General features: G+C 64.4%; 12 protein-coding genes. 6 read left to right on the top strand and 6 right to left on the bottom strand.

Annotated elements, in window-relative coordinates; translation table 11 throughout:
* Window positions 1-346 precede the first annotated feature (346 nt).
* Together XI03_RS26265 and XI03_RS26270 are read left to right on the top strand one after the other, a co-directional pair.
* Window positions 347-1,078, top strand: a complete 732-nt coding sequence (locus XI03_RS26265; protein ID WP_271593708.1) for a transglutaminase-like cysteine peptidase — start codon at window positions 347-349, stop codon at window positions 1,076-1,078.
* A gap of 156 nt (window positions 1,079-1,234) precedes the next feature.
* Entirely contained in the window at window positions 1,235-2,347 is a 1,113-nt protein-coding gene (locus XI03_RS26270; protein WP_028140669.1) for a lysozyme inhibitor LprI family protein, read from the top strand.
* Between the two features lie 180 nt (window positions 2,348-2,527).
* Here XI03_RS26270 and XI03_RS26275 read toward each other — a convergent pair whose 3' ends face one another.
* From XI03_RS26275 to XI03_RS26300, 6 genes are all read right to left on the bottom strand, one after another.
* On the bottom strand, window positions 2,528-3,727 hold the full coding sequence (locus XI03_RS26275; RefSeq protein WP_212245856.1) for an ABC transporter substrate-binding protein: 1,200 nt from the start codon (window positions 3,725-3,727) through the stop codon (window positions 2,528-2,530).
* A 107-nt stretch (window positions 3,728-3,834) separates the two neighbouring features.
* Window positions 3,835-5,673, bottom strand: coding sequence for an AMP-dependent synthetase/ligase (locus XI03_RS26280; RefSeq protein WP_271593709.1), 1,839 nt, complete (start codon window positions 5,671-5,673; stop codon window positions 3,835-3,837).
* A 91-nt stretch (window positions 5,674-5,764) separates the two neighbouring features.
* A complete protein-coding gene (locus XI03_RS26285) occupies window positions 5,765-6,553 on the bottom strand; it encodes an ABC transporter ATP-binding protein (protein WP_028140672.1) in 789 nt (262 codons plus the stop codon).
* 3 nt (window positions 6,554-6,556) lie between these two features.
* A complete protein-coding gene (locus XI03_RS26290; protein ID WP_038948840.1) occupies window positions 6,557-7,315 on the bottom strand; it encodes an ABC transporter ATP-binding protein in 759 nt (252 codons plus the stop codon).
* Entirely contained in the window at window positions 7,312-8,463 is a 1,152-nt protein-coding gene (locus XI03_RS26295) for a branched-chain amino acid ABC transporter permease (RefSeq protein ID WP_271593710.1), read from the bottom strand. The genes XI03_RS26290 and XI03_RS26295 overlap by 4 nt, the downstream gene beginning before the upstream one ends.
* Before the next feature lie 4 nt (window positions 8,464-8,467).
* A complete protein-coding gene (locus XI03_RS26300) occupies window positions 8,468-9,343 on the bottom strand; it encodes a branched-chain amino acid ABC transporter permease (protein ID WP_018321344.1) in 876 nt (291 codons plus the stop codon).
* 262 nt (window positions 9,344-9,605) lie between these two features.
* Here XI03_RS26300 and XI03_RS26305 point away from each other — a divergent pair, with 262 nt between their 5' ends.
* The 4 genes from XI03_RS26305 to XI03_RS26320 all read left to right on the top strand — a co-directional run bounded on the left by XI03_RS26305 (window position 9,606) and on the right by XI03_RS26320 (window position 13,394).
* Window positions 9,606-10,355 (top strand): ABC transporter ATP-binding protein, encoded by a 750-nt coding sequence (locus XI03_RS26305; protein ID WP_038948841.1) that lies wholly within the window; start codon window positions 9,606-9,608, stop codon window positions 10,353-10,355.
* A complete protein-coding gene (locus XI03_RS26310; RefSeq protein ID WP_271593711.1) occupies window positions 10,352-11,878 on the top strand; it encodes a permease in 1,527 nt (508 codons plus the stop codon). The genes XI03_RS26305 and XI03_RS26310 overlap by 4 nt, the downstream gene beginning before the upstream one ends.
* 117 nt (window positions 11,879-11,995) lie before the next feature.
* Window positions 11,996-12,808 (top strand): MBL fold metallo-hydrolase, encoded by an 813-nt coding sequence (locus XI03_RS26315; RefSeq protein ID WP_038948843.1) that lies wholly within the window; start codon window positions 11,996-11,998, stop codon window positions 12,806-12,808.
* A gap of 64 nt (window positions 12,809-12,872) precedes the next feature.
* Window positions 12,873-13,394, top strand: coding sequence for a hypothetical protein (locus tag XI03_RS26320; RefSeq protein WP_028140677.1), 522 nt, complete (start codon window positions 12,873-12,875; stop codon window positions 13,392-13,394).
* Window positions 13,395-13,621 lie beyond the last annotated feature (227 nt).

Raw genomic sequence — 13,621 nt, forward strand, 5'->3', positions numbered from 1 at the left:
GTTCCGCGGCATCCTGCGGCAAATACGGAGTTAAATCTGTGACCTAACTAACAGAACCCCATGAAATAGGGGGGCGTTAGCCATAGGACCCAGATTCGGCACTCCCCACAACCTGCGTCTGCAATTGGCTCCATTTCGCGGCAGCCGGACACCTCCTAGCCGGCGAATCGTAAAATTTTACGCAATTTGGGCAGGTCCATTTCAGGCTGTTCCCCGGTTTTGGAACCCCAGCCGGGCGCGTTAAGCAGAACAAAACGGCCCGTCTCGCACTATCTCCGCGAAAGCAACAAAGCCCGGCACGTTCAGGTCGAGGGGGATCTGGCGAAGCTCGGGAAGGGGATGTCAGATGGAGACCGCTGCTCGCTCGCGCGCCTGGCGCGCAATCCTTGTCCTGTGCGGATTGGTCCTGCTCGGATCAGCCGCCGAGCTTCGCGCCGGCACGCTGCTGTCGCCGGGCGCAGGCCTGCTCGTGCGCAAATCCGCCGAGCCGTTCGGCGTGTTCGCCTTCGCCATCTCCGCCGGCAGCCTGCAACAGAAATGGCTCGCGCTGAAAGACAAGCTCGACGGCGACATGGTGCAGCTCGCGTTATGCGACGGTGACCGGGACAATTGCGCTTCGCCGGCGGCCCTGAAGCTGCTCGCCATCGTCGACCAGGCCCGAGCCCGCGACGGCCGCGCGCGGCTCGGCGAGACCAACCGCGCCATCAACCTTGCCATCCGGGCCGCCAATGACGGCATCGACGACGTCTGGAGCTCGCCGCTAGCGACCTTCGCGCGCGGCGCCGGCGACTGCGAGGACTATGCCATCGCCAAGCTGGCCGCGCTGCGGTTGGCGGGCGTGGCGCCTGAGGACCTCCGCATCCTCGTGGTGCGCGACGTCAGGGCCGGCGAAGAGCACGCGGTTGTCGCCGCGCGCCTCGACGGCCGCTGGCTGATGCTCGACAACCGCCGCATGGCGATGGTCGAGGACGACGCTGCGCGGAGCTACCAGCCGCTGTTCGCGCTCCATCAGTCGGCCGTGATGAAATATGTCGACGAACCGATGCAGGTTTCGATGGTCGCCGCCGAGGCGCGCTGATGGAGCGCAGCGCAATCCGGGGCCGCTGTCGCTTGTCGTACGAGTCCCGGATTACGCTTCTCTCCATCCAGGCTACGAACCTCCGTTCACCAAAAACTCATTCCACCACGCGATCCGGGCGGCTAGCATGGCCACGGCTTTGCGGGGGCGACGGGAATGCGGTTCATCGTGCTGACTGTGATTGCGCTGCTGGCGCTCGCCTTACCCGCGTCAGCGCAGTCCGACCGCTCCATCGCCGATCGGCTGCCGCTGTTCGCCAGGAACAACTGCCAGCAGATTCGCGACCCCGGCAATCAATTGTTCTGCGGTGATGCCACGCTTGCCGCCGCCGCCGAGAAGCTGAACACCGCGATCGAGGCGCGGCTCGCCCGCCTGCCCGATCGCCTTCCCGCGATCGAGGAGAATGCGATCTGGATCCGCCAGCGCAATCTCGGCTGCGGCATCGTCGGCCAGACCGCGATCCGCACTGATGATTTCGAGCGGGTGAAGGCGTGCCTGCTCAAGGTGACCGAGGAGCGCGCCGCGATCCTGCGCGATCCGGATTTCGACTGCCTCGCAGCCAACACCGCGGCGGGCGCGGTGATTTGTGCGGACCCGTCGCTGGCACTTGCCGAAACGGAGCTCAATGGCCAGGTGCTCGGCCTGATCGGCAAGCTGGACCCGACCGCAGCGCGCTTTGCCTTCGCCGAATATGGCAGGTGGACACGAGAGCGCGATCGCAAATGCAATCTGGTCGGCAAGGAGAACGTGCCGCTCCAGGAGCTCGAATCCGCAGAGGATTGCCTCGCCGATCATTTGAAGCACAAAGCCGACGACATCCGCGCGGCGAAGGGCGATCCCAAGAAGGTGTTCGGCCGGCAAGTCGCGGCCCGCATCCCCGACACCGATGCTGTCGACTTCTGCGCGGCGCGGATCCATGCGGCCAATTCGTGCGGCAGCTTCCTCCGCATCAACCGCGTCTACGCGCTCGACAGCCAGGTGACCGAGCAGGAGGCGCAGGTCACCGGCGAAATCGAGATGGCGGTGCTGGCGCCCTTCACCATGTGCAGCAAGGTCGCATCCAGCTGCACCGGCACCTGCTGGGACGCCAGGACGGGTCTTCCGCAGCCGAGCGCCGCCAACAAGGAGCGCTCGGCGGAAGCCTTCAACGTGACGCGTCGCCTGAGGATCCAGCGCACTTTTGCGTTCGTCAAAGCCGCCGACGGCTGGCGCTGCAGGGAGGACGAACTGGCCCCGGTGAATTCGGGGACGGCGAGCGGGGGATCGTAGGCACTTCTTCCTGCTCCCCTTGTGGGAGAAGGTGGCGCGCGCGAGCGCGACGGATGAGGGGTTCTTTCCACACGCTAGACTATTCGTGAGGATAGAGACCCCTCACCCGGCTCGACGCGGCGAGCCACCCTCTCCCACAAGGGGAGAGGGTGCACTGAACTCGCCGCGAGAGAGTCCGCATCAAAACATCAGATTGTCCTTCACCAGGACCCAACGGCCGTTCTTCACCTGCTGCACCTGGGTGACGGTGGTGGCGAGATGGTTGGTCTTCGAGAACACGGTCGGCGGCGAATTGAAGATATCCTGGAACTTGTCGCCGGACTCCAGCGCGTCGAGCATCTTCTGGCCAGTGAGATCCTTGCCAGCCTTGTTGGCATAATGCGCAAACGTCATCACCGCATTGTAGCCGATGATCGCCTGAGTGTTGGCGTCGGCGTTGAACATCTTCTTGTAATTGACGAGCCAGTCCTTCACCTTTCCCTTCGCGGTGTCCTCGTAGGGAATTTCGAAGTTCGAAGCGGCATACAAGCCTTCCACCACTTCCTTGCCGAGCGCCGGCACTTCGAGCACGTTGACGGGCGTGGCACCGAGGAAGGTGACCTCCCAGCCGAGCTTCCTGGCCTCGGTCATGGTGCCGATAGGCTCACGAAGGACCGCGCCGAGCACGACGAGGTCGCAGCCGTCGGACTTCATCTTGGCGACCTGCGCCGAGAAGTCGGAGGCGCCGCGCTTGTAGCTCGTGATCGAGGCCGGCTGCACCTTCATGGCGGCGAGCTGCTGGTTAAAACCATCGAGCACATTTTTTCCGTACTCGTCATCCTGATGCATGATGCACGGCTTCTTGAAATTCTTTGCCTCAATCATGTATTTGAGCGCTGCGCGCGTGCTCTCGACATAGGGCAGGAGGTTGTTGAACTTCAGCCGCTCCTGCGGCTTGGCCGCATCGAACTTGAAGGTGAACTCGGCCGCCGTAAGCGGGAAGAGCTGAAGCACGCCGGCGTCGAGCAGGATATCCTGCGCAGCGAGCACGGTCGGCGATCCCATTGGTCCCACCATCGCGAAAATCTTGTCGCGCTCGATCAGCTTTTGCGAAGCCAGCACGGCTTTCTTCGGATCGTAGCCGCTATCCTCGACTACAAGCTTGATCTTGCGACCCTGGACACCGCCCGCCGCGTTGATCTCCTCGACCGCCATCTTCATGCCGTTGGAGACCGGCACGCCCCAGCCCTTGATCGGCCCCGACAGGTCCTGATGCGTGCCGATGACGATCTCGGATGCCGAGATGCCCTCATTGGTGACCTTGGTTTGAGCGGTGGCCGGCAGACAGGTCAGCGCAAGGGCGCTCACCGCCAGGCCCAGCGCCTTCAGCGATTTCGACATTGCAGTCTCCTCCTTCAGTGGCCCGTGTTGAGCGAAGGATCGGGCCTCTCAAGCCTTCGCCGTTTTCTCAAATCCATCTCTCTTGAGCATGATCCTCCGGATCATGCTCAAGCAACCGCGCGCTCGCGATACATCGCCTCGATCTCGGCGGCGTAGCGCTTGTTCACGAAGCCGCGCTTCAGCTTCATGGTCGGGGTCAGCTCCTCGTCCTCCGGGGTGAGCTGGCGCTCGATCAGGTAGAACTTCTTGATGGTCTCGACGCGGGCAAAATTGCCGTTGACCTGCTCGATCTCGCGCCCGATCAGATCCTGAATCTCCGTCGCCCGGCACAGGCTCGCGTAATTGGTGAAGGGAATGTCATGATCCTGGGCGAACTTCTCGACGTTCTCCTGGTCGATCATCACGAGGCAGGTCAGATACGGCCGCTTGTCGCCGACCACGACGGCATCGGAGATGTAGGGCGAGAACTTGAGCTGGTTCTCGATCTCGGACGGCGTGACGTTCTTGCCGCCGGAGGTGATGATGATGTCCTTCATGCGGTCGGTGATCCGGACGAAGCCCTCGTTGTCGATGGTGCCGACGTCGCCGGTGTGCAGCCAGCCGCGTTGATCGATCGCTTCCGCCGTCTTTTCCGGCTGGTTGAGATAGCCCATGAACAGGAAGTCGCCCTTGATCAGGATCTCGCCCTCGGGCGACAGCGCGACTTCGCCCCAGGACACGGCGGTGCCGACCGAGCCGAGCTTGATCCGCGTCGCCGGCATCATGGTGGCGACGCCGCAATTCTCGGTCTGGCCGTAGAGCTCGTGCATGTCGATGCCGAGCGCGAGATACCAGCGGATCAGCTCCGGCGCGATCGGCGCTGCGCCGGTGAAGGCGACGCGGCAGCGATCGAGCCCGATCATGCGGCGGATGTTGCGGAATGCGAGCCGGTAGGCGATCCGGCTTGCGAGGCGCAACGACAGCGGCGGCGGCTTGCCCTCGATCCGGTAATCGACCATGCGGTAGCCGATGCCGATGGCGCGGCGATAGACCCATTGCTGCAGCGGGGTCGCATCCTTCAGCGCGATGGTGATGGCGGAATAGAACTTTTCCCAGATGCGGGGGACCGCGAGGAAGACGGTCGGCTGCACCTCGCGCAAATTGTCCGGCACGGTTTCCGGGCTCTCGGCGAAATTCATCACCGAGCCGAGAGCGACCGAGATGTAGTATCCGCCGATGCGTTCGGCGACGTGGCACAGCGGCAGGAAGATCAGCCTGTCCTCGTCCTCCTGCGCCGGGATGAAGTCATTGGCGTGACGCATCTGGTGCGTGACGCTGCGGTTGGCGTGCATCGCGCCCTTGGGGGGACCGGTGGTGCCGGACGTATAGACCAGGATCGCGAGATCGCCGGCGCTGCGGCTGTCGATCATCTCCTGCCACAGCGCCTCGCGGCCGACCATGTGATTGCGGCCGAGCGCGCGAAACTCGTCGAGCGACATCACCATGTCGTCGGAGTTGCCGCTGAGGCCCTCCATGTCGAACACGATGATCTTCTGCAGGCTCGCGCAGCGCGCGCGGCAAGCGAGGATCTTGTCGAGCTGCTCCTCGTCCTCGGCGAAGATCACCTTCGTCCGGGAATCGTTGACCAGATATTCGACCTGGGACGACGCATCGGTCGGGTAGATGCCCGAAGCGACGCCGCCGGCGCACAGGATGCCCATGTCGGCATGGACCCATTCCGGCACGGCGTTGGCGATGATGGAGGCGACATCGCCGGGCATGAAGCCGGTCGCATGAAGCGCGTAGGCGATCTCTTTCGATATCGCCAGCCATTCGCGCCAGCTTGTCGGCTGCCAGATGCCGAATTTCTTCTCGCGGATGGCAGGCCGATCGCCCCGCGTCTCCGCAGCGCGCAAGAAGCTCTTCGCGATCGTATCAGCGACCGTCAGCACCGCCGGTCGGGCCATGCACGTCTCCTCCTTGTCGCCTGCCTCCGCTGCCTGCCTTGCCGGCGGTCTCTATTGCGGATGGCGAGCTCATCTTACTGCCAGCTCTTCCTCACCGCCACGTCTTCTTCTTTTTCCAGCGCCGCTCGCCTCGCGCGCCCGCTTCCTTGGCGCCAAGGTAGAACTCCTGGATGTCCTGGGAATGCATCAAGCGGTCGCAGGTGTCGTTCATGACGATACGGCCGATCTCCAGCACGTAGCCGTAATGCGCCGTCTCCAGCGCCACCTTGGCGTTCTGCTCGACCAGCAGGATCGACATGCCCTGCTCCTCGTTGACGCGGCGGATGATGGTGAAGATCTCCTTCACCAGCAGCGGCGACAGGCCGAGCGAGGGTTCGTCGAGCAGCAGCAGCGTCGGCCGGTTCATCAGCGCGCGTCCGATCGCGAGCATCTGCTGCTCGCCGCCGGAGAGCTGGCCGGCGGGCTGGTTGATGCGCTCCTTCAGCCGCGGAAAGTAACCATAGACGCGGTCGAGATCCTCCGCGACGCCATCACGGTCCTTGCGCGGATAGGCCCCCATCATCAGGTTCTCGCGCACCGAGAGGAACGGGAACACTTCGCGCCCCTCCGGCACGTGGCTGAGGCCCAGCCGCACGATCCGGTCGGCCTCCATGCGCTGGATCGGCCTGCCCAGGAATTCGATCGAGCCCTTCTGCGGATCGAGAATGCCCGAGATGGTCTTCAGCACCGTGGTCTTGCCGGCGCCATTGGCCCCCAGCAGGGTGACGATGCGGCCGCGCGGCACCTCCAGCGAGATGCCGCGGATCGCCATGATCGGCCCGTAATAGCTCTCGATGTTGGAGAGTTTCAGGATGATCTCGGGCGTGACAGCGGCGTCCATGCGTCAAGCTCCCAGATACGCGGCGACGACGTCGGGGTGCTGCTGGACGTCGGCGGGCGAGCCCATCGCCAGCACGCGGCCGTAATTGAGCGCGATGACGCGATCGGAGACGCGGTTGACCAGCGACATGTCGTGCTCGACCATCAGCACGGTGACGCCGAGCTCGCTCTTCATGTCGCGGATCCAGAACGACATGTCGTCGGTCTCCTCGACATTGAGGCCGGACGACGGCTCATCGAGCAGGATCAGCTTCGGCTCCGAGCACAGCGCGCGCGCCAGCTCGATCACCTTGCGCACGCCATAGGGCAGGCCGGAGATCAGCTTGTCGCGATAGGGTTCGAGATCGAGGAACTCGATGACCTGCTCGACCCTGCGGCGGTGCACCTTCTCGTTGGCCCGCACGCTCGGCAGGAACAAGAGCTCCTGCCAGAGCTGCGTGGTCGAGTGCCGGTGACGGCCGACCAGGAGGTTGGAGAGCACGGTCGCGTTCTCGAACAGCTCGATGTTCTGGAAGGTGCGGGCGATGCCGAGCTTGGCGATGTCGTAAGGCGGCTCTTCGGTGATATCCTGATCCTCGAAGAAGATGCGGCCCGAGGTCGGCCGGTAGATCCGCGAGATCAGGTTGAAGATCGAGCTCTTGCCGGCGCCGTTGGGACCGATAATCGAGAGGATCTCGCCCTTCTCGACCGCGAACGAGACCGCGTCGACCGCTTTCAGCCCTCCGAAATGCAGCGACAGATTCTCGGCGCGGAAATAGCTCATCGGTTCCGCTCCGACTTCACGTAGATCTTCTGCCGCTTGAAGGTGGCGCGCTTGTAGAGCGGGAACAGCTGGAAGAAGAGTTTTATCTTCAGCCAGCGGCCATAGAGACCCAGCGGCTCGAACAGCACGAACAGCACGATGATGATGCCGTAGATCGCGCCTTTGAGGCCGTTGAGCGAGGCGAAGGCCGCGACCTTCGACTGAATGTTGCCGGCGGTGGCCGGGCCGGCGCCGAACGTCGCCGCGATCCCGGCGATCATGCCGGGCATGTCGTCCTTGAGATAGGTCAGGAACGGATCGATCATCACGATGAAAATCGCGCCCAACACCGCGCCGTGCAGGCTGAAGGTGCCGCCGATCAGGATCACGATGATGAACTCGATCGAGAGCTGGAGCGTGAACATCTCCGGCGAGATGAAGGAGAGCTTGTGGGCGAACAGCACGCCGGCAAAGCCGGTGATCGCCGCCGAGATCGCAAACGACTTCACCTTGTAGAGCGCGACGTTGACGCCCATGCTGCGCGCCGCCGTCTCGCTGTCGCGGATCGCGACGAAGGCACGTCCCGTCGGCGAGCGCAGCAGATTGAGCGTGCCGACGATGGTCAGCACCAGCACTGAGAGGCAGAGGAAATAGAAGGTGGGGCTGTCGCGCGGGACGGTGACGCCGAGCAGCGACAGCGTCTTCACCCGCATGCCCTCGTTGCCGTGGGTGACGCTTTCCCAGCGCGCCAGGATCTCCTCGACGATCAGGGCAAAGGAGATGGTGGCGATGACGAGGTAGATGCCGGTCAGGCGCAGGGCGGGAAAGCCGACCATCGCGCCGATGATGCCGGTCAAACCTCCGGCGGCAAGGAAGTAGACCGGGAACGGCACGTTGTACTTCTGCAAGTATGCCGCCGTGTAGGCCCCGATGGCGAGGAATGCGGCGTGGCCGAGCGAGGCCTGGCCGGTAAAGCCGGTGAGGATCAGCAGCGCGACGCCGACGATCGCATAGATGCAGACGAAGACGAGCTGGCTCATCAGATAGCTGGAGAGCACATAGGGCGCGATCAACAGCAGCGCGAGCAGGATGCCGTAGGAGACCAGATAGCCCGAATGCGGGAACAGCTTGATGTCGTCCTCATAGTCGGTCTTGAACAGGAAGCGCATGCGTTCAGACCTTCTTGCGGACGTGGTGGCCGAACAGGCCTTCGGGCTTCAACAGCAGCACGGCGAGCAGCACGAGGTACGGCGCGACGTCCTTCCAGCCTTCGGGCAGATAGAAGCCGGCCATGCTCTCGATCACGCCGATCAGGACGCCGCCGACCACGGCGCCCGGGATCGAGCCGAAGCCGCCGAGGACCGCGGCGGGAAATGCCTTCAGGCCAAGCACGAGGCCGACATTGGAATGGATGAAGGTGATCGGCGCGAGCAGCACGCCGGCGCAGGTCGCGACCGCCGCGCTGATCGCCCAGACGATCGACACCACGCGCTTGACCGGGATGCCCATGTAGTAGGCCGCGAGCATGTTCTCGGAACTGGCGCGCATCGCGGTGCCGAGCGTGGTCTTGTTGAAGAAGAGATAGAGCAGCGTGCACAGGATCATCGTCGCCGCGATCACCGACAGCTTGTCGTAAGCGAGCACCAGCGAGCCGATGCGGAGCACGCCCTGGCTGAACGGGGTCTCGATCTTCAGATCATCGGTGCCCCAGATCATGCCGGCGACCGAGCGCAGGAAATAGCCAAGGCCGATGGTGGCCATGATGATGGAGAATTGCGGATAGCCGAGGATCGGCCGCACCACCACGCGCTCTGCCAGCATGCCGAACAGCGCCATCGCGGCCACCGCACCGGCAAAGCCGATCCAGTAGTTCAGGCCCATCATGCCGATGAAGGTGAAGGCGAAGAAGCCGCCGAGCATCATCAGATCGCCCTGGGCGAAATTGACGACCTCGGTGGCCTTGTAGACGAGCACGAACCCGAGCGCGATCAGGCCGTAGACGCAGCCGAGCGCAACACCGCTGACCAGCTGCTGAACGAAATCCAGCATTGACGCGCGTCCTCCCGATGCAACCGGCGGTTCTTCCCGACCGCCTTGCCGCATCTTGTGTCCAGTCGCTACGCAGTCGTTTCGCTGCGTTAGCGCCATTTGTCCGGAACCAATTCAGCCTGAACCGCTCCTTACTGTCAACAAACGGTGACTTGCCATTAGTCGAAACCGGATGGCGGAATTTGTGGGCCGTAGATTCACGGTGCCGAAATATCTTGGGATCATGGTCGCGAGCGATGCAAAACCGGATAGTGTGGCCGTCATGAAGCGGGACAAGTCGGCGCTGGAAGTCCTGGGGTTAACGAAGCGTTTTGACCGTCTGGCGGTCGACAGCCTCGATCTCACCATCCACGCCGGCGAATTCTATGCGCTGGTCGGCCCCAACGGCGCCGGCAAGACCACCACCTTGCGCATGGTTGCGGGCCTGCTCCGTCCCGATGCCGGCGCGGTCTCGATCTTCGGCATCGATGCGCTCGAAAATCCCGTCGCCGCCAAGCAGGTGATGGCGTGGGTCTCCGACGAGCCCATGATCTACGACAAGCTGACCCCGCTCGAATATCTCGAATTCGTCGCCGGCCTCTGGGGCATCGCGCCATCGGTCTCGGAGCCGGTCGCGCAGGACCTGCTCGCCTCGCTCGGCCTGGCGCCGCACCGGCACGAGCGCTGCGAAGGCTTTTCCAAGGGCATGCGCCAGAAGGTCGCGCTCGCCGGCGCACTGGTGCATGATCCCAGCCTCATCATTCTCGACGAGCCGCTGACGGGGCTTGATGCCGTCTCCGCGCGCCACGTGAAGGGCCTGCTCAGCGAGCGTGTCCGCGCCGGCTGCACCGTCATCATGACCACGCATATTCTCGAAGTCGCCGAGCGCATGGCCGACCGCATCGGCGTGATCGCCTCGGGTCGCCTGGTGGCCGAAGGCACGCTGACCGAGCTGCGCCAGCAGAACGGCCATGCCGATACCAGCCTGGAGGATCTTTTCATCGCGCTGGTGACGCTTCCGGAAGCCGCATGAGCTCGGCAACCGCGCTCTCCTGGTTCGCACGCCACGAGCTCCGGCTCGCCTGGCGCGAATGGTTCGCCATGATGACCGGCGGACGACGCAAGCGGGCGCGCGCCGCAATCATCGGCCTACTCTGCTTCGCCGCGCTGCTGCATCTGCCGGCCTGGGCGGTGATCGGCCGTTTCGCCGATCTGCAGCTGCCGCTCGACAAATCCTCGCTGATCGTGATCTCGGCGACGATCTTTCTCGCCTGGACCTTGATGCTGTCGCAGGCGATCGAATCGGTGACGCGGGTGTTCTACGCCCGCGCCGATCTCGACCTGATCATGTCCTCGCCGGCGACGCTCGCCAATCTGTTCTCGGTCCGCATCGCCGCGATCGCGCTGACCGTCACCGCGATCGCGCTGCTGTTCTCGACGCCGTTCATCGATGTGCTCGTGATCGGCGGCGGCGCGCGCTGGCTCAGCGCATTCGGGGTGGTCGTCGCCATGGGCCTGTCGGCCGCGGCGGTCGCGATCGCCGTCACCATCCTGTTGTTTCGCCTGATCGGCCCAGCGCGGACGCGCCTGATTGCCCAGATCCTCGCCGCGATCATCGGCGCCGGCTTCGTGATCGCGCTCCAGGTCGCCGCGATCGTGTCCTACGGCACGCTGTCGCGCTTCACCATCCTGACCTCAGGCAGCGTGGCCGCCCATGCCCCCGATGTCGACAGCATCTGGTGGTGGCCGGCACGGGCGGCGATGGGCGACAGCGAAGCGCTGCTGCCGCTCCTGGCGCTCGCTTTGGTGCTGCTCGGAAGCGTCATGGCGATCTTCTCGCACCGCTTTGCCGACACGGCGATCGATGCCGCGGCTTACGGCAGCTCCGGCAGCGAGCGCGCGAAGGAGCGTCCGTTCCGCGGCGGGTCGCGGCAGCAGGCGCTGCGGCGCAAGGAATTCTCGCTGCTCTGGCGCGATCCCTGGCTGATCTCGCAGACCCTGATGCAGCTGCTCTATCTGGTGCCGCCGGCGCTGCTGCTCTGGCGCAGTTTTGCCGACAGCTCCGCGGCGCTGACGCTGATCACGCCTGTGATCGTGATGGCGGCCGGACAGCTTGCCGGCGGGCTGGCCTGGCTGACGATCTCCGGCGAGGACGCCCCCGACCTGGTCGCGACTGCGCCGCTGACGCCATCCGCCGTCGTCCGCGCCAAGATCGAGGTGGTGCTGATCGCGATCGCCGTGATCTTCTGCCCGCTGATCGGCGCGCTGGCCTTCGCCGCACCGATCCAGGCTGCAGTGAGTGCCGGCGCGATCATCCTCAGCGCGGCCTCCGCGACCGCGATCCAGCTCTGGTTTCGGGTGCAGGCCCGGCGCAGCCAATTCCGGCGCCGCCAGACCTCGTCGCGGCTTGCGACCTTCGCCGAAGCGTTTTCCTCGATCGGCTGGGCCGCAACCGCGGCACTGCTGCTTGCACTCCCCATCGCCGGCCTCATCAGCGGCCTGATCACCGCGAGCCTGGTTGCGATCACCTGGAAGTTCAGCCCAAGGCGGGACTGAAGGCGGGACTGATAGCCGGAGTGAGAGGTGCGACACTGACGCGCTGTTGATCGCAGCCCATTGGCCCCGCGCCGCAATGCACGCTAGACTTTCCCTGACATCATCGGGGACGGACTTATGCGGCGACTTGTTTCGACGGCCCTGGCGCTGTTCGGCGCATTCCTGACCCCTGCCCTTGCCCAGCAGCCACAGCGCAGCGAGTGCCTGGCGATGGCGAACGCGGCCCCGCGCGCTCTGCCGGTCGCATTCCGGCCGGCGGCCGGCACAGGCGAGGTCGAGATCACCTATGTCGGCCACTCCACCTATTTCATCGACACGCCCGGCGGCTTGCGCATCGCGACCGATTATAGCGGCGCCTACCAGGTCGGGCGGCTGCCCGACGTCGTGACCATGAACCGGGCCCACAGCACCCACTACTCTCTGTTTCCCGATAAGCGCATTCCTCACGTGCTGCATGGTTGGGGCGAGGACGGAAAGCCGGCGATCGTTTCAGAACACATCAGTGACGCCTTCATCCGCAATGTCACGACCGACATCCGCCGCTATTTCGGCGACGACGCCGGCACCGACATGATCCGCGACGGCAATTCGATCTTCATCTTCGAAGTCGCCGGCCTCTGCATCGGCCATCTCGGCCACCTCCATCACAAGCTCGACGACAGCCATTTCGCCCAGATCGGACGGCTCGATATCGTGATGGTGCCGATCGACGGCACCTACACCATGTCGCTCGAAGGGATTTCTGACATCACCAAGCGCCTGCGCGCCTCCGTCGTGCTACCGATGCATCGCTTTGCCACCCCGCTCGACGATTTCATGCGCCGGATCGGCCAGCAGTTCGAGATCGACCGGCGCTCCGGGCGGTCCTTCCGGATGTCGCGGGACGCGCTGCCGTCGATGCCGACGGTGATCATCCTCGACGGGGTCTGAGGCGCAATTTTCTCCAAGCCTTCTGCCGTCTTCGGTGCTGATCTCCGCGCAACAGGAGATCGACATGAACGACTTTGCGCGACTATTGCACGCCGATGGACCGAATTCCGAGCACGCCGCGGCGCTGCAGCTCTACGGCCGCTTTGTCGGCGATTGGGACGCCGAGATCACGGCCCACGGCCTCGATGGAACCAAACACACCGCGCGCGGCGAGATCCATTTTGGCTGGGTGCTGGAGGGACGCGCGGTCCAGGACGTCTGGATCATCCCGCGCCCCGCGGGCAGCCCGGCCTTTCCGATTGCGGGCAATTGGTACGGCACGACGCTGCGCCTCTACGATTCGACCATCGATGCGTGGCGGATTTCCTGGTTCGATCCTGGACGCAGCGTCTTCCGCCAGCAGATCGGCCGGCCGCGCGGCGCCGACATCGTGCAGGAAGGCACGACGGAGGCCGGCGAACTGACCCGCTGGAGCTTTACGGAAATCACCGGCGATTCCTTCCACTGGCTCGGCGAGACCAAGCCGGCCGATGCAAGCGATTGGCGGCTTGTGGTCGATGTGAAGGCGAAGCGGCGGAAGGGCTAGAGATCTGATGGCTGTTGGTTGAAGCCGTGGGCCCCAGGCTCGCTGCAACCTCTCCCGCCTGCGGGGGAGGGCGGCGCGTAGCGCCGGGTGGGGGCTCTCTCCACATCGGGAGTGTCCCATTGCGGAGACACCCCCACCCCAGCCCTCCCCCGCAAGCGGGAGAGGGAGCGCACGTGCTCCGCCGCTGCTGTGGTGCTCTGAGCAATGCGCGCTGCTGTGCGTGCGTG

The organism is Bradyrhizobium sp. CCBAU 65884 (assembly GCF_028128835.1).
In the GTDB taxonomy this organism is placed as follows: domain Bacteria; phylum Pseudomonadota; class Alphaproteobacteria; order Rhizobiales; family Xanthobacteraceae; genus Bradyrhizobium; species Bradyrhizobium ottawaense.